This window comes from Halomonas sp. DP5N14-9, assembly GCF_019802175.1.
GTDB classification, from domain to species: Bacteria; Pseudomonadota; Gammaproteobacteria; order Pseudomonadales; family Halomonadaceae; genus Halomonas; species Halomonas litopenaei.
This window is the reverse complement of record NZ_JAHVHR010000024.1, coordinates 142,859-168,433: the sequence shown is the minus strand read 5'-3', so window position 1 is coordinate 168,433 and position 25,575 is coordinate 142,859. Positions and strand designations below refer to the sequence as shown.

The window sequence follows — 25,575 nt, the reverse complement described above, 5'->3', positions numbered from 1 at the left end:
TCCCTATTTTTCTTGGTTGCGCGGCACCCGGAAATCCGGACGATGCCGCCACAACGGTCGAGCGAGCGCGCATTCTACATGAGCGAAAGCGTGCCGTCACCCCCTCGGACACACGCAATCACCGTCGGCTCAAGGCTTGTGGGGCAGCGCCAGGTACTCCCGGGACTGCATCTCCTGAAGCCTGGACAGAGTGCGCTCGAACTCGAACTCCAGCTTGCCACCCTCATAGAGCGCCTCTGCCGGCGCTTCGGCGGACATCAACAGCTTGACGCCACGGTCGTAGAACTCGTCGACCATGTTGATGAAGCGCCTGGCCTGATCGTCGGTGGCGGCGTCCATGCGCCGCACACAGGACACCAGGACCGTGTGGAACTCGCGAGCCAGCTCGATGTAGTCGTTCTGACTGCGCGGCCCGTCGCACAGCTCGAGAAAGTCGAACCAGACCACGTCCTCGTGCAGTCGACGCGCCTTGAGGATGCGATGGTTGATCTCCACCGGCACCTGCTCTTCCCCCGCCTGACCGGCGATCTCGCGAAAGCTGCGCTCGAGCTCCTGATCCGCCGCCTCGTCCAGCGGCGAATGGAAGATCTCGGCGCGCTCCAGCGCCCGCAGTCGATAGTCGACGCCGGAATCGACGTTGACCACCTCACAGTGGCGCTTGAGCAGATCGATGGCCGGCAGAAAGCGAGAACGCTGCAGGCCATCCTTGTACAGATCGTCCGGCACGATGTTGGAGGTGGCGACCAGCACCACACCGCGCTCGAACAACGCCTCGAGCAGATTGGCCAGAATCATGGCATCGGTGATGTCCTTGACGAAGAATTCGTCAAAACAGATCACCCTCGCCTCCTCGGCAAACTTGCCGGCGATCAGCCGGAGCGGGTTCTTCTCGCCCTTGCAGTGATCCAGCTCGTTGTGGACACGCTGCATGAAGCGATGGAAATGGGTGCGCATCTTCTGGGGAAACGGCAGCGCTTCGTAGAAGGTGTCGACCAGGTAGGTCTTGCCACGACCGACTCCGCCCCAGAAATAGAGCCCGGAGATGGCTGGCAGCGCCGGCTCCTGCTCTTCCTCCTTGCGCCCGAACAGGCCCTTCACCTTCGACGCCCAGCCGTCGCGGGCCGCCGCCGGCGCCTTGGCCTTGGGCGCTGCCACCAGCTCGTCATACAGTCGCTGCAGATGCGCCACGGCATTGGCCTGGGCGGCATCCTCCGTGAAATCATCACGTTGGAGGTCGCGCCGGTAGCGTTCCAGCGGAGTTTCTGGCCGACCACTGCTCGACGGGGAAGAGCTCATGTAGCGTCCTGACTGTCAACAAGTTCGGAGCCGCATTATACGCAGACCACACAGGAATGGCAGGTCCCAGGCCGCGACCGGCAACAGCGCATCGCGCCAGCACGACAAGGGAGGCCCCAGGCCATTGACCCTTTATGAGCCAACGCCTCTATAATGGGCCGTCGGCCAGGCCGGCGGCGGCCGCGGGTCGTCCGAAAGAGCTCAGGGAGAACTACGTGGAACCAAGCAACTTCAACATGATCCTGGCGGCGGCTTGCCTGGTGGCCGGAATTGGACTCGGCGCACTGGGCTACCACCTGCTCAACGGCGGCGCACGCAGTGCCCAAAGGCTGCGCCTCAAGCTGACCGAACGGGAACGCCAGCTGACCGAGTGGAAAGACGGTGTCGACGACCACCTGCAACAGATGGACGACCTGGCCCGGCAGGTCTGCGATGACGCCCTCACCCTGCAGCGCCAACTTCACGAGTCGGCGCGCCAGCTTGGCAGCAAGGCCATCGGTGGCGAGGTGACACCGCCCAGCGAACCCGGCGAGACCAGCGATGATATCGCCATTCCGCGGGACTACGCCGACGGCAACCGCGGCACCCTGTCAGAGGACTTCGGTCTGCGCCAGGCCAATGACGACCAGAACGCAGAACCGCGCCCGCCACGTTACTGACCACCCCGCCATGACAGAGCCCGCACACTGGTGCGGGCTCTGGCGTTGGCAGCGACACAAGCGGTCGATAGCGCTTGCTGCTCAGGCAGGGTTGTCGATGTCGACGAAGCGGTGCTCGACACCAAAGCGCTGCGCCAGCCATTCCCCCAACGCCTGGACGCCGTAGCGCTCGGTGGCGTGATGACCCGCTGCCAGATAGTGGATCCCTATCTCCCGCGCCAGGTGGGTGGTGCGCTCGGATATCTCGCCCGAAACGAACACCTCGGCACCGGCCTCGGCGGCCGGGATGATCATGTCCTGGGCGCCGCCGGTACACCAGGCGATTCGACTCACCGCCTCGGTACCAGGCGCCTCGATCACCAACGGCTCGCGTGCCAGCGACGCTCCTACCTGGGCAGCCAGCTCGGCAACGCCCATTGGCCTTTCCAGCCGACCGTGCCACAGAAGCCCTTCGCCCATGGGCGCGTCCAGCGTTCCCTCCACCGTCCACCCCAGGCGCTGCGCCAGGGTCGCATTGTTGCCAAGCTCGGGATGGGCGTCCAATGGCAGGTGGTAGGCCAGCAGGTTGATGTCGTTGGCCAGCAAGGTCGCCAGCCGCCGGCGCTTCATGCCGGTGACCGCCACCGGCTCGTTCTTCCAGAAGTAGCCGTGGTGCACCAGCACCAGATCGGCCTGCCAGCGCACCGCCTCGTCAAGCAGCGCCTGACAGGCGGTGACGCCGGAGAGCACACGGGTGACCGTGCGTGCGCCCTCCACCTGCAGCCCGTTCTCGGTGTAGTCCTTGAAGCGCCGGGCCTCCAGCAGCTGCTCGCAGGCCGATACCAGTTCGTCGCGGTCTATCATGAGATCTCCTGAAATAGCTCCAAACAAGCATCAGGTTGGCGATGCTACAATGGCGCACATTGTACGCACCGCCCCGCCGGCCCGCGACCGCCTCACTGCCAAGCGCCAAGGATCATCGCCGCATGCGACGCACCCTCTCGACCTATATCTGGCCGGTCCTCATCGGCATTCTGCTCGCCATCGTGCTGATCAATGCCTTCCCCGAACGGCTCGGCAGACTACCGTCACCGAGCGGTGACAGCCTGACGGTAGTTCCCGCCACGCCACCAGCGACACCCACCGAGCAGCAGGCACCGCAACGCCCTGCCCCGGAGGTCAAGGAGGCTGCGCCGCTGGACCGCCGTGGCGGCCCCGTGAGCTACGCCGAGGCGGTGGAGAAGGCCGCGCCCGCGGTGGTCAACGTCTACTCCTCGCGGGTCGTGGAACGGGAAACCCACCCGCTGATGTCAGACCCCTTCTTCCGCCAGTTCTTCGGCAACAATGACGTGCCGTCGCGCCAACGCATGCTTTCGAGCCTTGGCTCCGGCGTCATCGTCAGCGAGGACGGCTACGTGCTGACCAACCACCACGTCATCAGCGGCGCCGACCAGGTCCAGGTGGCGCTGCGCGACGGCCGCGAGACCCTGGCCCGGGTCATCGGCACCGATCCCGAAAGCGACCTGGCGGTACTCAAGATCGATCTCGGCGACCTGCCGGTGATCGAGCTGACCGACTCGCGCAAGGTCGCGGTGGGCGACGTTTCGCTGGCCATCGGCAACCCCTTCGGGGTCGGCCAGACGGTGACCATGGGCATCATCAGCGCCACCGGTCGCAGCCACCTGGGACTCAACGCCTATGAGGACTTCATCCAGACCGATGCGGCGATCAACCCGGGCAACTCCGGTGGCGCCCTGATCAACCCCGACGGCGCCCTGGTCGGCATCAACACCGCCATCTTCTCCCGCTCGGGGGGCTCCCAGGGCATCGGTTTCGCGATCCCGGCCAACCTGGCCCGCAGCATCCTCGACGAGCTGGTCACCCACGGCCGGGTCATCCGCGGCTGGCTCGGCATCGAGGCCCAGGAGCTGAACCAGGAACTGGCCGCCTCCTTCGGGCTGCAGGCACCGGCCGGGGTGATCATCGCCGGGGTGGTGTCCCAGGGACCGGCCGACCGGGCGGGACTGAAACCCGGAGACGTGCTGCTCGAGGTCGACGGTCGCGCGGTGATCGATCCGCGTCGGACCATGAGCGACATCGCTGCGGTGGCTCCCGGCACCACCCTGACCGTCAGCGTCGCCCGCGACGGCAAGTCGATCGAGGTGGAACTGGAAGTCGGCGAGCGCCCCACGCCCCAATCCCAGTCGCAGCAGACCGGCAGCAGCCAGTCAGCCCCCTGAGACGCACCCCGAGGTGGGTAACGCAGAGGCAGTGTCCAGGCGTGCCCCACCGTCCAGACATGAAAAGGCCCGGAATTGCTCCGGGCCTTTTCATGTCTGGATGCCTGTCTGGGGCCGGGGGCGCTCGGTCACAACGACCACCGGCCCTGCGTCGCTTCAATCCTTGATGCGGTACTCCGCCGAACGCGCGTGGGCGGTCAGCGATTCACCACGAGCCAGCACCGAGGCGGTCTTGCCCAGGGTAGACGCCCCCTGTGGCGAGCAGTGAATGATCGAAGAGCGCTTCTGGAAGTCGTAGACGCCAAGCGGTGACGAGAAGCGCGCCGTACCCGAGGTCGGCAGCACGTGGTTGGGACCAGCGCAGTAGTCGCCCAGCGCCTCTGCGGTATGCCGCCCCATGAAGATGGCTCCGGCGTGGCGCACCTGCTCCGCCAGTCGCTCCGGGTGCTCCACCGACAACTCCAGGTGCTCCGGCGCGATGCGATTGATCAACTCCAGCGCCTCGCCCTCGTCACGACAGGCGATGAGCGCACCGCGCGTACGCAGCGAGGCCCCGGCGATGGCTTCGCGCTCGAGCGTCGGCAGCAGCCGTTCCATGGACGCTTCCACCGCCGCCAGATGCTCCACATCCCAGCTGACCAGGATCGCCTGGGCGTCTTCGTCGTGCTCTGCCTGGGAGAACAGGTCCATGGCCAGCCAGTCAGGATCGGTCTGGCCGTCGGACACCACCAGGATCTCGGAGGGCCCGGCGATCATGTCGATCCCCACCTGACCAAAGACCGCGCGCTTGGCGGTGGCCACATAAATGTTGCCCGGCCCGACGATCTTGTCGACCCTGGGCACGCTTTCGGTGCCATAGGCCAGCGCCGCCACGGCCTGGGCACCGCCCAGGGTAAACACCTTGTCGACCCCGGCCAGATGCGCCGCCGCCAGCACCAGATCGTTGACCACGCCGTCGGGCGTGGGCACCACCATGATGATCTCCCGCACTCCCGCCACGTGGGCCGGCACAGCGTTCATCAGCACCGATGAGGGATAGGCGGCCTTGCCGCCGGGCACATAGATACCGGCGCGATCCAGCGGCGTCACCTTCTGCCCCAGCACGGTGCCGTCATCTTCGGTGTACTGCCAGGAAGTGGGCTTCTGGCGTTCGTGGTAGACGCGGATACGCTCGGCGGCGGCGGCCAGCGCCTGACGCTGGTCGTCGGGCAGAGCGGCGTAGGCGGCCTCGAGACGATCGGCCCCCAGGGTCAGATCCGCCATGCTTGAGGCCTCGAGGCGATCGAGGCGACAGGTCAGCGCCACCAGGGCGGCGTCGCCCTCCCGACGCACCTGGCTGATGATCTCGGAGACCGCCTGCTGGACACCATGGTCCGACACGCCTTCCCACGCCAGCAGGTCGGTGAGACGGGACTCGAAATCCGCGTCCCGGGTCGAGAGTCGGGCCACCAGGGGCGTGTCTTGGCTCATGTCGGAAATCTCCGCTTCTGTCTTGGCCATACGTTGAGAACCCTCGGGTTCCGTTGGCTGGTGCGCTCAGCTTGCCGCCTGCCGCCGCGCCTCGACGGCGTCGCTCAAGCGGCGCAGCAGCGGCTTGATCTGATCATGCTTGATGGTCATCGAGGCCTGATTGACCACCAACCGGGTGCTGATATGGGCCATCAGTTCCCGTGGCTCCATACCATTGGCACGCAGCGTATTGCCGGTATCGACGATATCGACGATCTCGTCGGCCAGGTTCATCAGCGGCGCCAGCTCCATCGCCCCGTACAGCTTGATGACCTCTGCCTGGATGCCCTGCTCGGCGTAATAGCGCCGCGCCACATTGACGAACTTGGTCGCCACCCGACGCCGGGCACGGGCGGGCTCGGCACCCTGAATACCAGCGGTCATCAGCTTGCAACGCGCGATATTGAGGTCCAGCGGCTCATAGAGTCCCTCGGCACCGTGCTCCAGCAGCACATCCTTGCCGGCGACCCCCAGGTCCGCCGCCCCCAGCTGCACATAGGTCGGCACATCGGTGGCACGAATCACCACCAGCTTGACGTCTGGCAGATTGGTGTCGAACAACAGCTTGCGACTCTTGCCCAGGTCCTCGGCGGGCCGGATGCCGGCATCCGCCAGCAGTGGCAGCGTCTCGTCGAGAATGCGCCCCTTGGAGAGCGCCACTATCAATTGCTTGCTCATGGTCTCGCCCGGTTGTCGGGTTGGAAGTCAATGTGGCGTGTTTCCCCGCGCCGGCTCGGGCAGTCCGAGCCGGCTGGGCGAAGAAAGCTCAGCCCGGGACGCGCTTGATCCGAGCACCCAGCAGGTGGAGCTTTTCCTCGATGCATTCGTAGCCGCGATCGATGTGGTAGATACGATCGACCAGGGTCTCGCCCTTGGCCATCATCGCCGCGATCACCAGTGAGGCCGAAGCGCGCAGATCGGTGGCCATCACCGGTGCACCGGACAGATGCTCGACGCCTTCGATGACGGCAGTGTTGCCTTCCAGGGCGATGTTGGCGCCCATGCGGTTCAACTCCTGCACGTGCATGAAACGATTCTCGAAGATCGTCTCGACCACTCGCGAGGAGCCCTCGGCCACCGCATTCATGGCCACGAACTGGGCCTGCATGTCGGTGGGAAAGGCCGGATAGGGAGCGGTCCTGATATTGACCGCCTTGGGCCTGCGCCCTTCCATGTCCAGCTCGATCCAGTCCTCACCGGTGGTAATCCTGGCCCCCGCCTCCTCGAGCTTGGCCAGCACCGCCTCGAGAATGTCGGCACGGGTACGACGCACCCGAACGCGGCCACGGCTGAGCGCCGCTGCGACCAGGAAGGTGCCGGTCTCGATACGGTCCGGCATGACGTCGTGGCGAGCCCCGTGGAGCCGCTCCACCCCTTCGATGGTGATGGTGTCAGTACCGTGACCACGGATATCGGCACCCATCTTGATCAGGCACTCGGCCAGATCCACGATTTCGGGTTCCTTGGCGGCGTTCTCGAGCACCGTGGTGCCGTCGGCCAGGGTCGCGGCCATCAGCAGGTTCTCGGTACCGGTCACGGTCACGGTATCGAAGAAGATGGTGGCACCCTTGAGGCGGCCCGGCGTGGTAGCACGGATGTAGCCACCCTCGACCCGGATATCGGCACCCATGGCCTCGAGGCCACGAATATGCAGGTCCACCGGACGCGAGCCGATGGCGCACCCGCCCGGCAGCGATACGTCGGCCTTGCCGAAGTGGGCGAGCAGCGGTCCCAGCACCAGGATCGAGGCGCGCATCTTCTTGACCAGCTCATAGGGCGCGTGGCAATCGCTGACCTGGGCTCCGTTGAGCTGAATGCACATCTTTTCGCCCATCACCGCCTGCACGCCCATGTGGCCGAGCAGTTCCAGGGTGGTGGTGATGTCCTGCAGGTGGGGAAGATTGCCGATGGTGACCGGCTCTTCGGACAGCAGGGTGGCGCACAGGATGGGCAGCGCTGCATTCTTGGCGCCACTGGCCCAGACGTCGCCCTCGGCGGGTCCGTTGCCGGTAATGATCAATTTGTCCATGAAGGCGGTACCATCAGGCTCCGGTGTTTTCGGCGGCAGCCTGCCACTGTGCGGGGGTATAGGTCTTGATGCTGACCGCATGAAGGGCGCCGGAGGCGATTTCCTCGGACAGCGCACCATAGATGACCTGCTGACGCTTGACCGGTGACAGCTCGGCGAAGCGTTCGCCCACCGCAATCACCTGAAAGTTGCAGCCTTCACCCTGGATATGAAATTCACAGCCGTCGACACGGCTCTCGAGCAGCGCTTTGACGTCGCTGGGTTGCATGCACCTGCTCCTTGACCAGACCAATGACGGGAGACGCCCACGGCCTCGCCGTGACGTCCCGAAAAAACTCAAAGGGCATATGGTAAAGAAAAGCGGCGCGCTTGGCGATGACGCAGCGAGGTTTCCACCTATACATCCGTCACAAAAAAGACACCCCCGGCCACCTTGCGGTGGTCGGGGGTGCCGGAAGGGCTAGCGGCGAGGGCGAGCAGCCCGGATCAAGGCGCTGGATTCAGACGTCGAACCAGGCGCATCACGGACACCAGCCGCCAGACAACCGCCGCTAGGCGGTAACGGTGCTGGAAGGCAACAGATCATCCAGACCGGCCAGCTCGGTCAACTGCCTGAGCTGCGCCGACAGCTTGATGCTGTTGAGCGACAGCCCGATCCGGCGAATGGTACGCGCCCACTCGAGCATCATGGTCAGCGCCGCGCTGGAGACGTGCTCCACCTCGCTCAGGTCGAGGCACACCGAGGTGCCCGATGCCCGACTCTGGAGCCACTCACGACCTGCCTCGGCCATGTCCGCGGCCCCGTCGAAGTCGACCTTGCCACACACCCGGAGTGTACTTCCGTCCTCGAGCAGGCGGGCCGACGCCACTTCCATCAACACGCTCACGCACCGCGCTCCAGTTCGTCGACGCCGACATCCGGCGACCAGTTGTTGATCACGGCGTCGTAGTCACGGTTGTGGTCACGCATGGCCTGATCGAACTGGTTGCGGAAGGTCAGACCGAGATTGATGCCGTTGACGATGACATTGACCACCCGCCACTGGCCGTTGGACTTGCGCAGGGTGTAGTTGACCGGGTAGATGGTGCCATCGGTGGCCACCACTTCCATCTCGACGCTGTCCTGATCGTCATAGCGTGAGGCGGACTGGTTATCGAGCACGCGAACTTCCTTGTACTCGAAGGTCACCAGGCCCTTGGCATAGGTGTCGAGCAGGGTCTGCTTGAACACCTCGACGAAGCGCGAACGCTGCTCCGGCGTGGCATTGTTGAAGTAGCGGCCCATCACACTGGCGCCGATGTAGCGAAAGTCGGCGACGCCACGCAGACTCTCGTCGACCATCTGCTTGAGCTCGTCGGGACGGTCCATGAAGTAGGCCTCTCGGCCGCCGATCATCCCCATCAGATCATTGACGCTGTCGCGAATCAGCTGTTCGGGGGATTGCTGGGCCATGGCCGGCAGACTGGCCAGCACCATCATCAGCGCCATCAACCAGCGGCGCAGGTGAACCATAGCGGGCAAAGAACGGGTCATGGGTTGCCTCCTTGTATCTCCGGAAACTGCCGGATCAGTCTTTCGTCAGATTGGACACGAACTGCTGGATCAGTTCCTCGAGCACCAGCGCGGACTGGGTATCACGAATCGCCTCACCCTCGGCGATCATCTCCGGTGATCCCCCGACCGACAGCCCGATGTACTGCTCACCAAGCAGGCCCGAGGTAAGGATCGCCGCGGTGCTGTCATCCGGCAGCTTGCCGGCCAGGGAGCTGTCCAGCGACATCACCACCACGGCATCGTAGAACTCGGTATCCAGCTCGATGCTCTCTACCCGTCCCACGGTCACCCCGGCCATCGTCACTCGTGCCCGCGGCTTGAGCCCACCGATATTCGCGAAGTTGGCCCGGAGCTCGTAGGTGTCGTCGGCACGTTGCAGGTCCAGGCCGCTGACCTTGAGCCCCAGGAATACCAGCCCCAGGATACCGGCCAGCATGAACAGGCCCACACCAAACTCCATCGTCTTGCTGCGCTTCATGGACAGTCTCCGCAGAATCAGGAAAGCCCGCCGAACATCACGGCGGTAAGAACGAAATCCAAGCCCAGCACGGCCAGGGAGGAATACACCACGGTACGGGTGGTGGCCCGCGAAATACCTTCCGAGGTCGGCACCAGATCATACCCCTGGAACACGGCAATCCAGGTGACCACTATGGCGAACACGATGCTCTTGACCACGCCGTTGCCGATATCGGTAAAGAAGCCGACGCTGGCCTGCATGTTGCCCCAGTACGAGCCTTCGAATACCCCGAGCCACTCGACCCCGACCAGGTAGCCGCCGTACACGCCGACCACGCTGAAGCCGATGGTCAACAGCGGCAGCGAGACGAATCCCGCCCACAGGCGTGGCGCCACGATACGACGCAGCGGATCGACGCCGATCATCTCCATGCTGGTCAGCTGCTCGGTGGCCTTCATCAGGCCAATCTCGGCGGTCAATGCCGAGCCCGCGCGCCCGGCGAACAACAGCGCCGCCACCACCGGCGCCAGTTCACGCAACAGGGCCAACGACACCATCTGGCCGAGCGCGTCCTCGGCACCGAACCCGACCAGGATGGTGTAACCCTGAAGCGCCAGCACCATGCCGATGAACAGCCCCGACACCAGCACGATGGCCAATGACAGCACACCGACCGCATAGACCTGGGCCACCCACAGGCTGAACCCTTCTGCCGAGGGGCGCCCCAGCATGGACTGGCCGAGAAAGATGCTGGCCCGGCCGACGGCCTCCAGCAGGTCGCAGCCGCGCCGTCCCATATGGGTGATTCGTTCGATCATGGACGGCTCCCCTGGCCCAGAATGTCATCGTGAAAATCGTTGGCCGGGTAGTGAAACGGCACAGGGCCGTCCGGCTCACCATGCACGAACTGACTGACTCGGGCGTCCTGTTCCACGTCCAGCGACGCCGGTGTGCCGTGGGCCATGACCCGCCCGTCGGCGACCACGTAGACGTAGTCGGCGATGGACAGGGTCTCCTTGATATCGTGGGAGACCACCACCGCCGTCAAGCCCAGCGCCTGATTCAGCCGCCGAATCAACTGGACCAGCACACCCATGGAGATCGGATCCTGGCCGACGAAGGGCTCGTCGTAGAGAATCAATTCAGGATCCAGCGCCACCGCCCGCGCCAGCGCCACACGCCGTGTCATGCCGCCGGACAGCTCTGCTGGCATCAAGTCTCTGGCCCCACGCAGCCCCACCGCCTCGAGCTTCATCAGCACCACGTCACGCACCATGCTTTCCGGCAGATCGGTGTGGACCCGCAGCGGAAAGGCCACGTTCTCGTAGACACTGAGATCGGAAAACAGCGCGCCACTCTGGAACAGCATGCCCATGCGCCGACGCATCTGGAACAGATCCTTGCGCGACAGGCGATGGACGTCCTGACCATCGATCAGGACGCGCCCGCCACTGGGGTTGAGCTGCCCCCCGATCAGTTTCAGCAGGGTAGTCTTCCCGGTGCCACTTGGCCCCAAGATGGCCGTGATCTTGCCGCGGGGTATGGAGAGATCCACGCCGCGAAAGATATCCCTGTCGCCGCGCGTGAAATGCAGATTCTCCACCTCCACCAAGGAGGAAGCCGTCATCGCAGTCCCTATAGAGTCAGTATCACCGTGAACCGGCGGTTCAGACCGGACGCCCGCCCCGAATCCTCGGATTCGACGCCTGGCCAGACCTGAGCCCGAACCTTGAGAATAGAGCGCCTTGAGCCGCGCTCGGTTTTCGAACATCGTATCTTAACTCAAATGCAGCATGCCAGTGCCCCGGTTGCGCGCTTGCGCGCAGGTTTATCTAAGGGTTCAATGGGCGCCCTTTCTGCAACCAAGTCGTTCTCCATGCTGTTACCGTCTGTCGTCGTCGCCCTGGGCCTGGTGGGCCTGCTCTGGAGCGCGGATCGCTTTGTCGGCGCCGCCGCCGCCACCGCCTACCGCGCCGGCATGAGCATCATGCTGGTCGGCATGACCATCGTCTCCATCGGCACCTCTGCCCCGGAAATCGTGGTCTCGGTGATGGCCTCGCTGGATGGCGCCCCCGACCTGGCCACCGGCAATGCGCTGGGCTCCAATATCGCCAACATCGCGCTGGTACTGGGCGTGACTGCGCTGGTGGTGCCGATCCCGGTGCGCTTCACCATCGTGCGCCGCGAGCTGCCACTGCTGCTGGGCGCCACCGGCCTCGCCGGCTACGCCCTGGCCGATGGCAGCCTCGATCGCCTCGACGCGGCCCTGCTGATCGCGCTGCTGGTATTCAGCCTGTGGTGGCTGTTTCGCGCCGACGAGGCCGAACAGGAGATGGCCGACGACATTCCCGGCATGGCACTGGGCAAGGCCATCGGCTGGCTGGTGCTGACCCTGGCGGTGATGATCGCCAGCTCCCGCGCCCTGGTCTGGGGCGCCACTGAGCTGGCACGCACCTTTGGCGTAAGCGAGCTGGTGATCGGTCTGACCGTCGTCGCCATCGGCACCAGCCTGCCGGAACTCGCCGCCTGCGTGGCCAGCGCGCTGAAGCGCCACCACGATCTGGCCATCGGCAACGTCATCGGCTCCAACCTGTTCAATATGCTGGCGGTACTGCCGGTACCGGCGCTGCTGGCGCCGGGAGCCACCGATCCCGCAGCCGCCGGCCGCGACTTTCCGGTAATGCTTGGCCTGACGCTGCTGCTGGCGGCGCTGCTGCTGTGGCAACGCCGAGGGCGCCTGGGGCGCTGGATCGGCGCGCTGCTGGCCTGCACCTATGCGCTTTATCTGACCTGGCTCGGCCTTTCGGTCGCGGCAGGCCCCTTGTGACAACGGCAGTAAACGGCAACAATCATGGCCATGAGCAAACACCCCTCCTCGGCGCAGACGCCGACCCTGAGCGTCCGCGATATCGCACGACGCACCCTGGAGCTGGAACGTGACGCCATCGACGCCCTGATCGGGCGTCTCGACGGCGACTTCGACCGTGCCTGCCAACTGCTGCTGGCCTGCCGCGGCCGGGTGGTCGTCACCGGCATGGGCAAGTCGGGACATGTCGGCGGCAAGATCGCCGCCACCCTGGCAAGCACCGGCACGCCGGCCTTCTTTGTCCATCCCGGCGAAGCCAGTCATGGTGACCTGGGCATGATCACGCCCGGCGACGTCGTCCTGGCACTGTCCAACTCCGGCGAAACCGCCGAGGTCACTGCCCTGCTGCCGCTGCTCAAGCGCATGGGCATTCCACTGATCAGCATGACCGGCCGAGCACAGTCGACCCTGGCCCGCCACGCCGAAGCCCATCTATACGCAGGGGTCGAGCGCGAGGCCTGCCCACTGGACCTGGCCCCGACCTCTTCGACCACCGCAGCGCTGGCGCTGGGCGACGCCCTGGCGGTGGCGCTGCTCGAGACCCGCGGCTTCACCGCCGAGGATTTCGCCCTGTCCCACCCGGGCGGCAGCCTGGGCAAGCGACTTCTGTTGACCGTGGCCGACCTGATGCATACCGGCGACCGGCTGCCCTCGGTACCGTCGGGCTCGCCGCTGCGCGACGCCCTGCTCGAGATCACCCGTCAGGGACTCGGCTTTACCTGCGTGGTATCCCCCGACGGCACCCTGGCCGGGGTCTATACCGACGGCGACCTGCGCCGCACCCTGGATCGCCATCAGGACTTCAGCTCGCTTACCGTGGATGACGTGATGACCACCCCCGGGCGACGCATCGGCCCCGCCACCCTGGCGGCGGAGGCGGTCAAGCTGATGGAAGAAGGCCGGATCACCGCCCTGGCGGTGGTCGATGACGAGCAGCGCCCAATCGGTGCACTGCATATGCACGACCTGCTGGCCGCCGGTGTCATCTGAGCCTCATTTATCCCTTTACAAGGAACGCCGTCATGTCTCACGAGCTTCTCGCCTCCCTCGCGCCGGAACTGGTGGAGCGCCTGCGCCACATCAAGCTGCTGGCGCTGGACGTGGACGGCGTACTGACCGATGGTCGACTGTACTTCCACGCCGACGGCTCCGAGTTGAAGGCGTTCAACACCTTGGATGGCCACGGCCTCAAGCTGGCCAAGCGCGCCGGCATCCAGGTGGCCCTGATCACCGGGCGCAGCTCCCCCATGGTCACTCAAAGAGCCAGAGCACTCGGCATCGAGCACGTACAGCAAGGGGTCGAGCGCAAGCTGCCCGCCCTTGAATCGCTGTGCGATTCGCTGGGCCTGACCCTCGACCAGGTCGCCTACTGCGGCGATGACCTGCCGGATCTGCCCTGCATCCATCGCAGTGCGGTCGGCATCACCGTGCCAGGCGCCCCCTGCTACCTTCGTCAGCACGCCGACTGGGTCACCCAGGTTGCCGGCGGACATGGCGCGGTGCGCGAGATCACCGACACCCTGCTGATGGCCCAGGGCCGCCTCGACGATATCATCGACAGCTACCTGAGCAACGGACCGCTGACATGAAACTGAGCGCACTGCGTCCAGGCTTTCGCTTCTGGCTGGTCATCCTGCTGCTGGTACTCGGTGGCGGCCTGACGTTGCTCGACCCCCGCGAGAGCAACGTCCCCGACCTGGTACCCAATGACAAGGCCGGCGAGCCCGACTACTACCTGGTGGATGCCCGCCTGACCCGCTTCGATGCCCAGGGCACCCCCCATCAGCGCATCGATACGCCACGCCTTGTGCACACACCGCTCGACGACGTCACCCGGGTGGACCAGCCGGACCTTGCGCTGATCGACGACAGCGGCCGAGAGTGGATCGCCGACGCCGACAACGGTGAACTGGGTCCGGACGGCAACCCCCTGACCCTGTCGGGCGACGCCCATCTCGAGGCCCCCGCGGAGCGTTGGCAGCTTGATACAGAGGTATTGGTCTACGACAGCGACAGTGGCCATGTCTGGAGCGAAACGCCAGCCGTCCTACGCCAACCCCCTCAACAGATGCAAGGGGAGCGCTTCGACGCCTGGATCCATGACAATACCGCTCGCCTGACCGACAATGTCACCGGTCATCATCCGCCAGAGCCTCAATAAGGAGCCCCTTCCATGATGCGTCCAAGTCCCGCCCTCCTGCTTGCCCTGGCCCTTGGCCTGGCCGCCGGCGCCACCGGCAGCAGTGTCCTGGCGCTGGAAAGTGATCGCAGCGCACCGATTCAGGTGGAGGCCGACCAGCTGGATCTCGATGATCGCGCCGGTACCGCGGTCTATACCGGCGACGTGCGCATTGTGCAAGGCAGCATGATCCTCACCGGCGAACGCGTCGAGATCCAGCGCAACGACCAGGGACAACTGTCACTGGCGACCGCGACCGGCTCACGTGCCTACCTCGAGCAGAAGCCATCCCCGGAAGAACCGGTGGTCAAGGGCTGGGGCCGCAAGGTGATCTACCACGTGGCCGAACGCCGCATGGAGCTGATCGACCAGGCTGAGCTGCACAAGGCCAATGACACCTTCGACGGTGCCTATCTGGAGTACTTCCTCGATCGCCGCGTGGTCCAGGCCCGCTCCAGCGCCCAGGGCGTCCAGGGCGAGCAGCGCATTCGCATGACCCTCGAGCCGGAAAGCCAAGGAAACTGATGAAGACTCTCCACGCTCGCCATCTGGCCAAGAGCTACAAGAAGCGTCGCGTCGTCCAGGACATCAGCCTGTCGATCGAGCAGGGCAGCATCGTCGGTCTGCTGGGCCCCAACGGGGCCGGCAAGACCACCTCCTTCTACATGATCGTCGGCCTGGTCAGAGCCGACGCCGGCAGCATCAGCATCGATGATCGGGACCTGAGCCGCGCGGCCATGCACCAGCGCGCGCTGGCCGGTATCGGCTACCTGCCTCAGGAGGCTTCGATCTTTCGCAAGCTGTCGGTGGCCGACAACATCATGGCGATCCTCGAGACCCGCAAGGACCTCGACCGCGAGGGCCGAGAAGCACGTCTCGAGCAACTCCTCGAGGATTTCCACGTCAGCCATATTCGCGACAACCCCGGCATGAGCCTGTCCGGCGGGGAGCGGCGCCGGGTCGAGATCGCTCGCGCCCTGGCCACCGAGCCGGCCTTTATCCTCCTCGATGAACCCTTCGCCGGGGTCGACCCGATCTCGGTGGGCGAGATCAAGTCCATCATTCGTCAACTCAAGGCCCGCGATATCGGCGTCCTGATCACCGATCACAACGTGCGCGAGACCCTCGATATCTGCGATCGTGCCTACATCGTCGGCGACGGCCAGATCATCGCCGAGGGCAGCGCCGAGTCCATCCTCGCCAACCAGCGCGTCAAGGAGGTCTACCTGGGCGAGAACTTCCGCCTCTAGACCGCAGGGCCGCCCGACAGCCGCAGTCGCAGTCGCAGTCGCATCAAGCGGCCGCAACATTTGCCAGCATCAGCATCCAACCGCCGGCCCCGAAAGGGTCGGCCTCACCTTGCACACAGGGCCTCCCTCGAAAGAAGCACCTCCCCCCTACCAAGTTGTTCCACATCGACCTTTACACTCCCTCCCACAGGTCAAAAAACACCAACTTGGCAAGATGCTTGCATGTCTGATGACTCGTCGTTAGGGTAAAGCCTTTCGACAACACTGGTGGATCCCGACCCATGGCCCTCAAGGCGTCACTGCAGCTGCGCATCGGTACCCAGCTGACCATGACCCCGCAACTGCAACAGGCGATCGGCCTGCTGCAGCTTTCGACCCTGGACCTGCGCCAGGAGGTCCAGCAGGCGCTGGAGGCCAACCCCATGCTCGAACTCGAGGACGAGTTCGGCGAACAGCAGACCAGGGAAGCCGTGGAAGATGACTGGGCGGATCAGATTCCCTCGGAACTCAGTGTGGACAGCGACTGGTCCGACACCTACCAGGACCTGGGCACCACCCCCGCCGGCAGTGGCGAGGCGCCGGATTTCGAGCGCCAGGCAAGCTCCCAGTCACTGCACAGCCACCTGAGCTGGCAACTGGCGATGCTCGACGTCAGCGACCAGGAGCGCCTGATCGCCGAGAGCCTGCTCGACGCGGTCAACGCCGACGGCTATCTCGAGCAGACACTGGATGACATTGCCCAGGGGCTCGAGCAAGACGGTCGTCGCCCCCCTCCCCTCGCCGAGGTGGAGGCGGTGCTGGTTCGGCTGCAACAGTTCGAACCGACCGGAGTGTTCGCCCGCGACCTGCGCGAGTGTTTGATGCTGCAACTGGATAGCCTGCCTCGCGATACCGTCCTGCTGCCCCAGGCCGGACGACTGGTAAGACAGTTTCTCGAGGCGCTGGCCAGCGGCGACCGACGTCTGCTGAAGCGCCGACTAGGACTCGATGACGACCAACTCGACAGCGTCATCGAGCTGATCCGGAGCCTCGACCCACGTCCCGGCAGCCAGTTCGGTGACAGCGATAACGACTACGTCATACCCGACCTGGTGGTGCGCCACACCGAAGAGGGCTGGCGAGTTGAACTCAACCCGGATGCAATGCCCCGACTGCGCATCCAGCCCGACTACGCTGCGCTGATTCGGCGCGCGGACAAGAGCCAGGACAACCAGTTCCTCAAGGACCACCTGCAGGAGGCGCGCTGGCTGATCAAGAGTCTGTCCAGCCGCAACGACACCTTGCTGAAGGTCGGCCGGGAAATCATGGTGCGTCAGATCGACTTCCTCGAGCAGGGAGAAGCGGCCATGAAACCGTTGGTGCTGGCCGATATCGCAGACAAGGTGGAGATGCACGAGTCCACCATCTCCCGCGTGACCACCCAGAAGTTCGTGCACACGCCTCGCGGCGTGTTCGAGTTGAAGTATTTTTTCTCGAGCCAGGTCGGCCAGGATGGCGACGCCCATTCCAGTACCGCCATCCGCGCCATGATCAAATCGTTGATTCAAAAGGAACCTGCCCGCAAACCTCTGTCGGACAGCAAACTGGTGGAATTGCTGGCGGAAGACGGCGTCAATGTCGCCAGACGCACCGTGGCAAAGTACCGGGAAGCCATGAATATTCCGTCTTCCAGCGAGCGCAAGCGACTGCGCTGAGGCCTTGCGCTGCGGCGTCGCTAGCCTAGTTATCGGGAAAGCGCAAGCACTTGAAATTTCGCATGACATCTGCGTCTTTCTGCGTAGCGTCGAGGGGGTTTGCAGGATCGGAAAAAGGGTTACAATCAAGCCACCACCCGAAAGAGCAAGGAGCCTGTCATGCAAGTCAACATCACCGGCCACCACGTCGAATTGACCGATCCCCTGCGTGACTACGTACAAGAGAAGCTCACCCGTGTGGAGCGCCACTACGACAACATCACCAACGTCCAGGTGACCCTCTCGGTGGAAAAGGAACGCCAGCTGGCCGCCTGCACCCTTCACGCCGCCGGTGCCGACCTGCATGCCGAAGCGCAGGACGGCGACATGTATGCTGCTATCGACGCCCTTGCCGACAAGCTGGACCGCCAGCTGGTCAAGCACAAGGAAAAATCCCAAGCCCGCGCCCAAGGCGCCGGAATTCGCTGACTCTCATGACATTGGAAGCCATTCTCCCTCCCGAGCGCACATTGTTCGATGTCCCGGGAGGCAGCAAGAAGAGGGTGCTGGAGTTTTTCAGCACCTTCATTGCGCAGAACACCCCGAGCCTGGACAGCCAGGAGGTCTTCAGTCGGCTGATCGGACGTGAGCGCCTGGGCAGTACCGGCATAGGCAATGGCGTCGCCATTCCCCATGCCCGCAACCCCCACTGCAAGGCGCCCATCTCCGGCTTCCTCAAACTCGCGGAACCTGTCGACTTCGATGCCATTGATGGTGAGCCCGTCGATCTGGTGTTCGTGCTGCTGGTACCGGAAGAGGCCGACGACGCCCATCTCGCCCTGCTCGGCCAGGTCGCCGGCGTCATGAACGACGCCGACACACGTCACCGTCTGCGCCACGCCAGCTCCCAGCGCGAGCTTCACGAGCGCCTGCAGGAAGCCATCCGCCAACAGGCGCCAGGGGACGACACTCCCTCCTGATCGCGGCCTTGCCTAGGCCATCAGCAATGGACGCCTGCCCAAGGAGACAGGACATGCAGCTCGTGATCATCAGTGGTCGCTCCGGCTCGGGAAAGTCCGTGGCCCTTCAAGCCCTGGAGGACCTGGGGTTCTACGCCATCGACAACCTTCCCGCGACCTTGCTGGGCGCCCTGGTGGACGAGCTGGAAAACGGTCATTCCCGCCGTATCGCCGTCAGCGTCGACGCCCGCAACCTGCCTGAGGCACTGGAACGCTTCCCCGCCCAGCTGGCGTCCCTCAAGCAGAGTCCGATCGACTGCCAGGTGGTCTACCTGACCAGTGATGCGCGAATTCTGCTCGAGCGTTATTCCCACACGCGGCGCCGTCACCCCCTGACCCGTGATAGCGACATGACCCTGGCGGAAGCCATCGAGTCCGAACAGAAGGCCCTTTCGGGTATTCGAGACCTGGCCGATCTGGTCATCGACAGCTCTCGCCTGTCGGTGCACGAACTGCGTTCGCGCATCGCCGAACAGGTCGCCGACCACCGCAGCGGCCAGTTGAGCCTGACCGTGGAGTCCTTCGGCTTCAAGCGTGGCGTGCCGCCGGATGCAGACATCGTGTTCGATGCCCGCTGTCTGCCCAATCCCTACTGGGAACCATCGCTGCGTGATGCCAATGGCTGCGATCCCAGCGTCATCGACTTCCTCGAACGCTATCAGGACGTCGCCGACATGAAGCGCGACATTCTCGCCTGGGTGCGCACCTGGCTACCGCGCTATCAGCAAAGCCAGCGCAGCTACCTCACCGTGGCGGTGGGCTGCACCGGAGGACAGCATCGTTCGGTCTACCTGGCCGAGGGAATCGCCTCGGCCCTGGCCGACCAGCATCCCCGCGTCCGTCTACGCCACCGCGAACTCGGCCAGCAACGCCGACTGGACAGCGGAGGACTCTAGGCGTGGCCCGACGCACCCTGACCCTGACCAATCGTCGCGGCCTGCATGCACGCGCCGCGACACGCCTGGTCACCTGCTGCCAACCCTTTGACGCCACCGTCACCGTCCACCATGGCAGCCGCTCGGGTGACGCCGCCAACATCATGTCGCTGCTGATGCTGGCCGCCCCCTGCGGTACGGAGCTGACCCTGGAGGCCGAAGGCAAGGACGCGGACGCGGTGCTGGACGCTCTGGAGGCACTGTTCGACGCACGCTTCGACGAAGACGCCTGACGTCTTCCCTCTCCTTGTTTTGACCGCCACCCCCTGCCTGCCAAGGACGCCATGCAACTGATCCAGACCGGCAAGTACACCGAGGTCCACTACGATCCGGACCAGGACGCCTTCATCAAGACCTTCACGCCCAAGACCAGCGATCGCTGGCGCTACCGCCTGGGCATCCGGCGCTACCCCGGCCACAATTTTCGCTATGTCGCCGGCCGACTGGAGCGACTGGGTATCGCCACACCGAAAATCCTGTCGGCAGAGCGCTATCGCCTGGTCACCGCCAACGTGCACGGCATCGCGCTCAAACAGCTAGTCCTCGACTCGCCGGAACTGCAGAACCGCTACCTGGACATTCTCGAAACCTTGTACCGTGACCGTATCCACTGTCGTGGCCTGCACACCGAGAACTTCCTGGTCGTCGACGGAGAGGTGATCGCCATCGATCTGGATGCCTACAAGGCGCCGCGGGTCTTCACCTATCCGCGCCGAGAGTTCATCGACTGCCTGAGTCGCTCGCTGAAAAACGACGAGGCATTCCTGTTCGAGCGCTTTCTCGAACGTGTCGACGCCCAGCATCCCTGAGCCCAGCATCCCTAAGCCCAGCATCACTAAGGAAGAACCGCTCCTCCTTGTGCCCTCGCCTGCCCCGCTCTACCCCGGTTTTCCGGGTGGGAGCGCTGGCGTTGGCGACGGTAGCAGCAGCAGTGGTAAACTTTTAACTCGTCACTCAGTTTACCACCAAGCGTCCTTCAGGAGCCGACATGACCTCTCCGGTGTGGCATCCCTACGCCCATCTCAAGACCCAGGCCCCTGCCCCCCGGGTAGTCGGCGGCCAGGGCACCCGCTTTACCCTGGACAGCGGCGAATCATTGCTCGACGCGACCTGCTCCTGGTGGTGCATGATCCACGGCTACGGACATCCACGGCTGGTCAAGGCGATTCAGGAGCAGGCTGCCACGCTGTGTCACGTGATGCTTGGAGGACTGACCCACGATCCCGCCGACCAGCTCGCGCGGGAACTGGTTCGCGTCACGCCAGAGGGCCTCAACCACGTGTTCTTCTCCGACAGCGGCTCGGTGGGCATGGAGGTGGCGATGAAGATGGCGGTGCAGTACCACCATCTGCGCGGCCGCCCCAACAAGCACCGCATGCTGTCGCTGATGAAGGCCTACCACGGTGATACCGCCGGCTGCATGGCAGTGTGTGACCCCGAAGAGGGCATGCATTCGCTGTTTTCCGGCTTTCTTCCTCAGCACCATTTCGCCCCGGCGCCGACGGCCCCCTATGCGGCCACGCCGGAGCAGGTCGCCGCCGACCTCGACGCCTTGCGTGGGGTGCTGGAAGCCCACCACCACGAGATCGCCGCGCTGCTGATGGAACCCCTGCTGCAGGCCGCCGGAGGTCTCAACATGACCTCACCGGACTATCTGAAGGGTGCTCGCGCCTTGTGCGACGAGTTCGACGTGCTGTTAGTGTTCGACGAAGTGGCCACCGGCTTTGGACGCACCGGGCGCATGTTCGCCGCCGACCATGCCGGTGTCAGTCCGGACATCATGGTGCTGTCCAAGGGGCTGACCGGCGGCTACCTTGGCCACGCGGCGACCCTGGCCAACGACCGTGTCCATGCCACCTTTATCGGCGACAGCGAGCTTCACGCCTTTATGCACGGCCCGACCTTCATGGGCAATCCGCTGGCCTGTCGCGTGGCGCTGGAAAGCCTCAGGGTCTTCGAGGAGGACGACTATCTGGGCCGTATCGCTCGGCTCAACGCCATCCTTGTGCAGGAACTCGCCGGCGACAGTGACCTGCGCGCCCACCCTGCGGTGGCCGACATCCGTGTGCTCGGCGCCACCGGCGTGATCGAGGTGCACGACAGTAAAGCGCTGAAAGGCGCCGCCGCCATCGCCCGTGAACAGGGCGTGTGGCTGAGATCCTTCGGCAGATGGCTTTACACCATGCCTGCCTATATCACCTCGGATGACGAGATGCGCCAGATCATTGCGGCCATGAAGGCTCCTTTCACAGCAAACGCATAACGTTCACAGCAAACGCATAATGAGTGGGCAGGGTCGGCGCTGACTGGCTCTCTACCAGCCCGCCGGCCTATATCACCTCGGATGAGGAAATGCGCCAGATCATCACCGCAATGAAAGCGCCGTTTCTTTCTGCATAGTCAGGGTCGGCGCTGGCTGGCTCTCTACCAGCCCGCCTGCCTATATCACCTCGGATGAGGAAATGCGCCAGATCATTGCGGCCCCGCTTCACCAGAGACAGGCACCTTTCTCCGCAAACGCATAATTAGTGCGGTGGCTGGCTCTCTACCAGGCGCTACCACGCTCTACCAGCCCCAGAACAGCAGCCACCAGGCGCCGATCACCGGCGCCTGGGCGGCGAGCATAGGTAGCATGGCAGCTAGTCGACGCGGGCCACCGGCGTAGCGTCCGAGGATGCCCCAGCCAAGCCCCGCGCTTGCCAGCACGCCAAGCCCCAGCAACAGCGCCCTGGCGTCATTGGCCCAGTGGATCAGCAGGCCATCGCCTCGCAGCAGGGTCAGGGTGGTCATCGACAGGCCCAGGAAGACGCCAACCGCGGCCAGGGGTATCAGGGCGTAGGACAGGTGCCACAGGCGCTGCCAGCGCCAGCGGCCAAGCAGACGGTTGGTCAGCGACAGCGACAGCGAGACAAGCCCCCCCAGCACCAGGGTAGTCACACCGATATAGCCCAGCAGCAGGGCTCCATCGAGCAGGGTGAAGACGTCGTTGTGTTCGGGATAGTGGGTCAGCAGCCACCAGGGTGCGCTGGTTTCCAGCGGCCATCCCCAACCGTGCTGATAGAGCCAGACGGCCGCCTGCTGCTTGGCGGCCACGAACCAGGGGCTCGCCGACCAGTGGAATGCCCCCACCGCGATGCCCAGCAGGCCGAATACCACCAGCACGAACTCCCACAGGGTCGCGGGTCGCTGAGGCGGTGGCGACACCACCTCGATGCCGGGCGCCCTGAGCTCGAGATGGATAGCATCCTTGTAGCCTGAACAACGCGAGCACAGATGGCAGTCACTGGCGCTGTCCAGCTGCTTCAGCGGGATCAGCACCGGGCAGTCCGGAGCCCGGCTTCTTGACACCTCACGCCGGCGCTGGCGCCGTCCGTGTTCGGTCCACACCTCGGGGTCGGCGCGGTAGTGCAACGGCGCCAGCTTGGCCAACAGCGCAAAGACGCCGCTGACCGGACACAGATGGCGACACCAGACGCGCTTGCCCTTGCCGTAGACCAGACCGATCACGGCCGCCGCCAGGGTCGAGCCCCCCAGCACCAGCAGCGCGGCCTTGGGATACTGGTAGACGCTGACCAGCTGCCCATAGATCGTGGTCATGGCAAAGCCCACGAACGGCCAGCCACCCCAACGCATCCAGCGCGGTATCGCCCGGCCCATGCCGACACGGCTGGCGGCTTCCGTGATGGCACCCTCCGGACACATCATCCCGCACCATAGCCGCCCCGCCACCACCATGCTGACCATGACAAAGGGCCACCAGATACCCCAGAACACGAACTCGGCGAACACCGTGAGGTGATCGAGGATGCGTGCCTCATGGTTCGGCAGGGGCAACAAGGGCGGCACCAGCAGCAGCACGGCGTAGAACGCCACCACGGCCCACTGCAGTGTCAGAATCCAGCGCCGATGATGCTTCAGCCAGGCTCCCAGAAGCGCCCAGCGTCGGGTCTTGCGGGCGCCTGGATGCCGATTCTCAGCCACGGTTGGCCGAGTGTCCTTGCCAGACCCGCAGCGGCGATCGCTGGCTTCTGGCATCACTGCTGGCGTCACTGTTGCCGTCCCTGTTGCCGGCACTGCCGCCGCCTCGTTCACGACACCGCTCCCTCGACGACGTTGTGGGACGGGCGCTGCCCGCCCACCCACCAGTAGACGAGGCCCCAATAGCACAGGTAGCCGAGCACCAGCGTCGAGGAAGGCCAGGCACGGTAACCGGCGATACTGGCCAGCAGTCCGCCGACTCCCTGGCCATCATCCAGCCAGACACTGGTGTCCCACAGCGGATCGATCCCGACCGGCAACCAGCCCAGATTCATCAACCGCTCGAGCGCCGCCACCCACAGGCCCGCCGCCACCAGCAGCAGGATCTCGCTGGCCCGGAAGAACCCGCGCCAGGCCAGTCGTCGCGAGGACCACTGCAGCACCACGAAGCAGGCAGCCGCCGTGACAAAGCCGAGACCTGCGGCCAGGGCGAAGGAGGTCAGTTGTCCGCCTCGCCACTGGGCCAGCCCCAGACCGTACAGAAACACCAGGGTCTCGGCGCCTTCCCGAGCCACCGCCAGGGCAACCAGGGTAGCAATGCCCCACAGCCGTGAGCGCGACAGACACAGCATGGCGTCACACTCCATGGAGCGTTTGAAGGAGGCGCCGCGACGGCGCATCCACGCCACCATCTGCACGATCAACGCGGCGGCCAGCGCCGACATGGCGGTCTGAAACAGGGTCTGGGCGTCACCGGTCAACCAGCGCCCTACTCCCATCAGCACAGCACCCAGCACGACCGCCAGGGCGATACCCGCCGCGACACCACCCCACAGCCAATTCAAGGCATCGCGACGCCCCTCTCGGGCGAGCCAGGCGTAGACAAGGCCGACCACCAGGATGGCCTCCAGGCTCTCGCGCAGGACCACGATAAAGGCCGCTTCGTTCATGGGTGAGCCTCCTCGGAGGCTTCCCGAGCGATGATCACGCCCTGGGCATCGGGCAGGTGAAACTCGTCGAAGTAGTCGTAACGCCCCGGCTTCAGCGGGTGGACCACGACGAAGGAGTGAACGCCGGGACCCATCACCTTTTCCTGGCGAAGCCGGCGACTCTCGAATTCCACCGGCGTACTTCCGGCATTATGCAGTTCGATCTTAAACCGCTGCCCGGCGACGACCTCGAGTTCGACGGGATCAAGCCTGCCGTCAACAAGGGTCAACCGGTAGGTAGGCAGCGCTCCGGCCTCTGCCTGACCAGAGGTGGCGCACAGTGTCATCAGCGACAGCGCGACCAACGGCGCCGTGATCAGCGCGCCCGAGAGACGGGAACGACGTAGCAGCAACATGACCGCCTCCTCTCAGTAGCCGCCCTTCTTGCCCACGCCGGCGTAGACAAAGTCGTACTCGACGTCGAAGGGCGCATACCAGGGTGCCACGCCGGTTTCCTTGTCGATGTGACGCATCAGGTGCGGCGCTTCGATGTGGAAGCTCAGGTGATAGCGCCCCATGCCCTCGAGCGCCACATTGACACCATAGTGGGTGCCGTCGCTGGCGATCATCGGCATCAGGCTACCTTCGATCACACTGTCGCTGCCTTCCTTCTGCAACCGATAGTCAATGTGCAGAAAAGGAATCCAGGCGCCAGGAGGAAAACCGTTGTCGTTGTCCTCGAGGGCGTGAATATCCGCCTCGAGATGAATATCGGCCTCGGCAGCGGCCAGCTCACCGGCAGGCTCCATGACCACCGGCTGCAGGTAGACCGCGGCGACTTCCATGCCGTTGACCAGTTCGGGCTCGCCGATCGGATACTCCAGCGCCGAGGCACTGCTGGAAAAGACACCAAGACAGAGGGTGGTGGCCAGGGCGGCCAGGGCGGAGCGGTCAAAGATCGGCGATGCAGACATGCGAGAACCTCGGGATAGAAAATGGCGAGAACCGTTCGCGCTTCA

30 protein-coding genes are annotated in these 25,575 nt (G+C 64.7%); 15 read left to right on the top strand and 15 right to left on the bottom strand.

Going from position 1 to position 25,575, the window contains the following annotated elements; genetic code table 11:
- Positions 1 to 129: 129 nt before the first annotated feature.
- Positions 130 to 1,296, bottom strand: coding sequence for a cell division protein ZapE (zapE, locus tag KUW00_RS13735; protein WP_045993362.1), 1,167 nt, complete (start codon positions 1,294 to 1,296; stop codon positions 130 to 132).
- A gap of 215 nt (positions 1,297 to 1,511) precedes the next feature.
- Between zapE and KUW00_RS13730 the strand changes: the two genes are divergently transcribed.
- Positions 1,512 to 1,955: a YhcB family protein gene (locus KUW00_RS13730; protein ID WP_052704392.1), complete on the top strand. Its 444-nt coding sequence runs from the start codon at positions 1,512 to 1,514 to the stop codon at positions 1,953 to 1,955.
- Positions 1,956 to 2,036: 81 nt separating this feature from the next.
- On the opposite strand, the gene KUW00_RS13725 is transcribed toward KUW00_RS13730, so the two are convergent.
- Positions 2,037 to 2,798, bottom strand: a complete 762-nt coding sequence (locus KUW00_RS13725; protein WP_222569322.1) for a Nif3-like dinuclear metal center hexameric protein — start codon at positions 2,796 to 2,798, stop codon at positions 2,037 to 2,039.
- 122 nt (positions 2,799 to 2,920) lie between these two features.
- Between KUW00_RS13725 and KUW00_RS13720 the strand changes: the two genes are divergently transcribed.
- Entirely contained in the window at positions 2,921 to 4,174 is a 1,254-nt protein-coding gene (locus KUW00_RS13720; protein WP_222569321.1) for a Do family serine endopeptidase, read from the top strand.
- Between the two features lie 156 nt (positions 4,175 to 4,330).
- On the opposite strand, the gene hisD is transcribed toward KUW00_RS13720, so the two are convergent.
- The 9 genes from hisD to KUW00_RS13675 all read right to left on the bottom strand — a co-directional run bounded on the left by hisD (position 4,331) and on the right by KUW00_RS13675 (position 11,354).
- Positions 4,331 to 5,644, bottom strand: a complete 1,314-nt coding sequence (hisD, locus tag KUW00_RS13715; protein WP_222569320.1) for a histidinol dehydrogenase — start codon at positions 5,642 to 5,644, stop codon at positions 4,331 to 4,333.
- Positions 5,645 to 5,710: 66 nt separating this feature from the next.
- Positions 5,711 to 6,361: an ATP phosphoribosyltransferase gene (gene hisG, locus KUW00_RS13710; RefSeq protein ID WP_045993265.1), complete on the bottom strand. Its 651-nt coding sequence runs from the start codon at positions 6,359 to 6,361 to the stop codon at positions 5,711 to 5,713.
- 88 nt (positions 6,362 to 6,449) lie between these two features.
- A complete protein-coding gene (gene murA / locus KUW00_RS13705) occupies positions 6,450 to 7,712 on the bottom strand; it encodes a UDP-N-acetylglucosamine 1-carboxyvinyltransferase (protein ID WP_108132653.1) in 1,263 nt (420 codons plus the stop codon).
- A 13-nt stretch (positions 7,713 to 7,725) separates the two neighbouring features.
- Positions 7,726 to 7,980, bottom strand: coding sequence for a BolA family protein (locus KUW00_RS13700; RefSeq protein ID WP_045993263.1), 255 nt, complete (start codon positions 7,978 to 7,980; stop codon positions 7,726 to 7,728).
- Between the two features lie 283 nt (positions 7,981 to 8,263).
- Positions 8,264 to 8,599 carry a lipid asymmetry maintenance protein MlaB gene (locus tag KUW00_RS13695; RefSeq protein ID WP_045993262.1) on the bottom strand — a complete coding sequence of 112 codons (336 nt, stop codon included), beginning with the start codon at positions 8,597 to 8,599 and terminating at the stop codon, positions 8,264 to 8,266.
- A complete protein-coding gene (locus KUW00_RS13690) occupies positions 8,596 to 9,246 on the bottom strand; it encodes a phospholipid-binding protein MlaC (protein WP_045993261.1) in 651 nt (216 codons plus the stop codon). Before KUW00_RS13690 ends, KUW00_RS13695 begins: the two co-directional genes overlap by 4 nt.
- Before the next feature lie 34 nt (positions 9,247 to 9,280).
- On the bottom strand, positions 9,281 to 9,745 hold the full coding sequence (gene mlaD / locus KUW00_RS13685; RefSeq protein ID WP_045993260.1) for an outer membrane lipid asymmetry maintenance protein MlaD: 465 nt from the start codon (positions 9,743 to 9,745) through the stop codon (positions 9,281 to 9,283).
- Between the two features lie 17 nt (positions 9,746 to 9,762).
- Positions 9,763 to 10,545, bottom strand: coding sequence for a lipid asymmetry maintenance ABC transporter permease subunit MlaE (mlaE, locus tag KUW00_RS13680; RefSeq protein WP_045993259.1), 783 nt, complete (start codon positions 10,543 to 10,545; stop codon positions 9,763 to 9,765).
- Positions 10,542 to 11,354 carry an ATP-binding cassette domain-containing protein gene (locus tag KUW00_RS13675; RefSeq protein ID WP_222569319.1) on the bottom strand — a complete coding sequence of 271 codons (813 nt, stop codon included), beginning with the start codon at positions 11,352 to 11,354 and terminating at the stop codon, positions 10,542 to 10,544. The genes mlaE and KUW00_RS13675 overlap by 4 nt, the downstream gene beginning before the upstream one ends.
- A 249-nt stretch (positions 11,355 to 11,603) precedes the next feature.
- Here KUW00_RS13675 and KUW00_RS13670 point away from each other — a divergent pair, with 249 nt between their 5' ends.
- From KUW00_RS13670 to bioA, 13 genes are all read left to right on the top strand, one after another.
- On the top strand, positions 11,604 to 12,554 hold the full coding sequence (locus tag KUW00_RS13670) for a calcium/sodium antiporter (RefSeq protein ID WP_108195019.1): 951 nt from the start codon (positions 11,604 to 11,606) through the stop codon (positions 12,552 to 12,554).
- A gap of 30 nt (positions 12,555 to 12,584) precedes the next feature.
- The gene (locus tag KUW00_RS13665; protein WP_108132801.1) at positions 12,585 to 13,583 is read left to right on the top strand and encodes a KpsF/GutQ family sugar-phosphate isomerase; all 999 of its coding nucleotides are present in this window, start codon (positions 12,585 to 12,587) and stop codon (positions 13,581 to 13,583) included.
- Positions 13,584 to 13,615: 32 nt separating this feature from the next.
- Positions 13,616 to 14,182: a KdsC family phosphatase gene (locus tag KUW00_RS13660; RefSeq protein WP_108132652.1), complete on the top strand. Its 567-nt coding sequence runs from the start codon at positions 13,616 to 13,618 to the stop codon at positions 14,180 to 14,182.
- Entirely contained in the window at positions 14,179 to 14,754 is a 576-nt protein-coding gene (gene lptC, locus KUW00_RS13655; protein WP_108132651.1) for an LPS export ABC transporter periplasmic protein LptC, read from the top strand. Before KUW00_RS13660 ends, lptC begins: the two co-directional genes overlap by 4 nt.
- A 12-nt stretch (positions 14,755 to 14,766) precedes the next feature.
- Positions 14,767 to 15,297, top strand: a complete 531-nt coding sequence (gene lptA / locus KUW00_RS13650; protein WP_083970449.1) for a lipopolysaccharide transport periplasmic protein LptA — start codon at positions 14,767 to 14,769, stop codon at positions 15,295 to 15,297.
- Positions 15,297 to 16,022 (top strand): LPS export ABC transporter ATP-binding protein, encoded by a 726-nt coding sequence (gene lptB / locus KUW00_RS13645; protein ID WP_045993254.1) that lies wholly within the window; start codon positions 15,297 to 15,299, stop codon positions 16,020 to 16,022. The genes lptA and lptB overlap by 1 nt, the downstream gene beginning before the upstream one ends.
- Before the next feature lie 281 nt (positions 16,023 to 16,303).
- The gene (locus KUW00_RS13640) at positions 16,304 to 17,716 is read left to right on the top strand and encodes an RNA polymerase factor sigma-54 (RefSeq protein ID WP_213228699.1); all 1,413 of its coding nucleotides are present in this window, start codon (positions 16,304 to 16,306) and stop codon (positions 17,714 to 17,716) included.
- A 159-nt stretch (positions 17,717 to 17,875) separates the two neighbouring features.
- Entirely contained in the window at positions 17,876 to 18,184 is a 309-nt protein-coding gene (hpf, locus tag KUW00_RS13635; RefSeq protein WP_108447660.1) for a ribosome hibernation-promoting factor, HPF/YfiA family, read from the top strand.
- 5 nt (positions 18,185 to 18,189) lie between these two features.
- Complete coding sequence (ptsN, locus tag KUW00_RS13630; protein ID WP_045993251.1) at positions 18,190 to 18,675, top strand: PTS IIA-like nitrogen regulatory protein PtsN; 486 nt, start codon at positions 18,190 to 18,192, stop codon at positions 18,673 to 18,675.
- A gap of 53 nt (positions 18,676 to 18,728) precedes the next feature.
- The gene (gene rapZ / locus KUW00_RS13625; RefSeq protein ID WP_045993250.1) at positions 18,729 to 19,610 is read left to right on the top strand and encodes an RNase adapter RapZ; all 882 of its coding nucleotides are present in this window, start codon (positions 18,729 to 18,731) and stop codon (positions 19,608 to 19,610) included.
- 2 nt (positions 19,611 to 19,612) lie between these two features.
- Positions 19,613 to 19,882: an HPr family phosphocarrier protein gene (locus tag KUW00_RS13620; RefSeq protein WP_045993249.1), complete on the top strand. Its 270-nt coding sequence runs from the start codon at positions 19,613 to 19,615 to the stop codon at positions 19,880 to 19,882.
- Between the two features lie 51 nt (positions 19,883 to 19,933).
- A complete protein-coding gene (locus KUW00_RS13615) occupies positions 19,934 to 20,458 on the top strand; it encodes a hypothetical protein (RefSeq protein ID WP_222569318.1) in 525 nt (174 codons plus the stop codon).
- Between the two features lie 179 nt (positions 20,459 to 20,637).
- Complete coding sequence (gene bioA, locus KUW00_RS13610; RefSeq protein ID WP_222569317.1) at positions 20,638 to 21,912, top strand: adenosylmethionine--8-amino-7-oxononanoate transaminase; 1,275 nt, start codon at positions 20,638 to 20,640, stop codon at positions 21,910 to 21,912.
- A 302-nt stretch (positions 21,913 to 22,214) separates the two neighbouring features.
- Here the strand turns inward: bioA and KUW00_RS13605 are convergent, their stop codons facing one another.
- The 4 genes from KUW00_RS13605 to KUW00_RS13590 form a co-directional block, all read right to left on the bottom strand.
- Positions 22,215 to 23,630: a 4Fe-4S binding protein gene (locus tag KUW00_RS13605; RefSeq protein ID WP_315901146.1), complete on the bottom strand. Its 1,416-nt coding sequence runs from the start codon at positions 23,628 to 23,630 to the stop codon at positions 22,215 to 22,217.
- A gap of 107 nt (positions 23,631 to 23,737) precedes the next feature.
- Entirely contained in the window at positions 23,738 to 24,577 is an 840-nt protein-coding gene (locus KUW00_RS13600; protein ID WP_222569316.1) for an FTR1 family protein, read from the bottom strand.
- Positions 24,574 to 24,972 (bottom strand): cupredoxin domain-containing protein, encoded by a 399-nt coding sequence (locus KUW00_RS13595; RefSeq protein WP_231498632.1) that lies wholly within the window; start codon positions 24,970 to 24,972, stop codon positions 24,574 to 24,576. The genes KUW00_RS13600 and KUW00_RS13595 overlap by 4 nt, the downstream gene beginning before the upstream one ends.
- Positions 24,973 to 24,984: 12 nt before the next feature.
- Positions 24,985 to 25,530, bottom strand: coding sequence for an iron transporter (locus tag KUW00_RS13590; protein WP_108447658.1), 546 nt, complete (start codon positions 25,528 to 25,530; stop codon positions 24,985 to 24,987).
- Positions 25,531 to 25,575 lie beyond the last annotated feature (45 nt).

Bases quoted from the DNA above. Each gene is read 5' to 3' on its own strand.
- zapE (WP_045993362.1), bottom strand. From the start codon at position 1,296: ATGAGCTCTTCCCCGTCGAGCAGTGGTCGGCCAGAAACTCCGCTGGAA.
- KUW00_RS13725 (WP_222569322.1), bottom strand. From the start codon at position 2,798: ATGATAGACCGCGACGAACTGGTATCGGCCTGCGAGCAGCTGCTGGAG.
- KUW00_RS13720 (WP_222569321.1), top strand. From the start codon at position 2,921: ATGCGACGCACCCTCTCGACCTATATCTGGCCGGTCCTCATCGGCATT.
- hisD (WP_222569320.1), bottom strand. From the start codon at position 5,644: ATGAGCCAAGACACGCCCCTGGTGGCCCGACTCTCGACCCGGGACGCG.
- hisG (WP_045993265.1), bottom strand. From the start codon at position 6,361: ATGAGCAAGCAATTGATAGTGGCGCTCTCCAAGGGGCGCATTCTCGAC.
- murA (WP_108132653.1), bottom strand. From the start codon at position 7,712: ATGGACAAATTGATCATTACCGGCAACGGACCCGCCGAGGGCGACGTC.
- KUW00_RS13700 (WP_045993263.1), bottom strand. From the start codon at position 7,980: ATGCAACCCAGCGACGTCAAAGCGCTGCTCGAGAGCCGTGTCGACGGC.
- KUW00_RS13690 (WP_045993261.1), bottom strand. From the start codon at position 9,246: ATGACCCGTTCTTTGCCCGCTATGGTTCACCTGCGCCGCTGGTTGATG.
- mlaD (WP_045993260.1), bottom strand. From the start codon at position 9,745: ATGAAGCGCAGCAAGACGATGGAGTTTGGTGTGGGCCTGTTCATGCTG.
- mlaE (WP_045993259.1), bottom strand. From the start codon at position 10,545: ATGATCGAACGAATCACCCATATGGGACGGCGCGGCTGCGACCTGCTG.
- KUW00_RS13675 (WP_222569319.1), bottom strand. From the start codon at position 11,354: ATGACGGCTTCCTCCTTGGTGGAGGTGGAGAATCTGCATTTCACGCGC.
- KUW00_RS13670 (WP_108195019.1), top strand. From the start codon at position 11,604: ATGCTGTTACCGTCTGTCGTCGTCGCCCTGGGCCTGGTGGGCCTGCTC.
- KUW00_RS13665 (WP_108132801.1), top strand. From the start codon at position 12,585: ATGAGCAAACACCCCTCCTCGGCGCAGACGCCGACCCTGAGCGTCCGC.
- KUW00_RS13660 (WP_108132652.1), top strand. From the start codon at position 13,616: ATGTCTCACGAGCTTCTCGCCTCCCTCGCGCCGGAACTGGTGGAGCGC.
- lptC (WP_108132651.1), top strand. From the start codon at position 14,179: ATGAAACTGAGCGCACTGCGTCCAGGCTTTCGCTTCTGGCTGGTCATC.
- lptA (WP_083970449.1), top strand. From the start codon at position 14,767: ATGATGCGTCCAAGTCCCGCCCTCCTGCTTGCCCTGGCCCTTGGCCTG.
- lptB (WP_045993254.1), top strand. From the start codon at position 15,297: ATGAAGACTCTCCACGCTCGCCATCTGGCCAAGAGCTACAAGAAGCGT.
- KUW00_RS13640 (WP_213228699.1), top strand. From the start codon at position 16,304: ATGGCCCTCAAGGCGTCACTGCAGCTGCGCATCGGTACCCAGCTGACC.
- hpf (WP_108447660.1), top strand. From the start codon at position 17,876: ATGCAAGTCAACATCACCGGCCACCACGTCGAATTGACCGATCCCCTG.
- ptsN (WP_045993251.1), top strand. From the start codon at position 18,190: ATGACATTGGAAGCCATTCTCCCTCCCGAGCGCACATTGTTCGATGTC.
- rapZ (WP_045993250.1), top strand. From the start codon at position 18,729: ATGCAGCTCGTGATCATCAGTGGTCGCTCCGGCTCGGGAAAGTCCGTG.
- KUW00_RS13615 (WP_222569318.1), top strand. From the start codon at position 19,934: ATGCAACTGATCCAGACCGGCAAGTACACCGAGGTCCACTACGATCCG.
- bioA (WP_222569317.1), top strand. From the start codon at position 20,638: ATGACCTCTCCGGTGTGGCATCCCTACGCCCATCTCAAGACCCAGGCC.
- KUW00_RS13600 (WP_222569316.1), bottom strand. From the start codon at position 24,577: ATGAACGAAGCGGCCTTTATCGTGGTCCTGCGCGAGAGCCTGGAGGCC.
- KUW00_RS13595 (WP_231498632.1), bottom strand. From the start codon at position 24,972: ATGTTGCTGCTACGTCGTTCCCGTCTCTCGGGCGCGCTGATCACGGCG.
- KUW00_RS13590 (WP_108447658.1), bottom strand. From the start codon at position 25,530: ATGTCTGCATCGCCGATCTTTGACCGCTCCGCCCTGGCCGCCCTGGCC.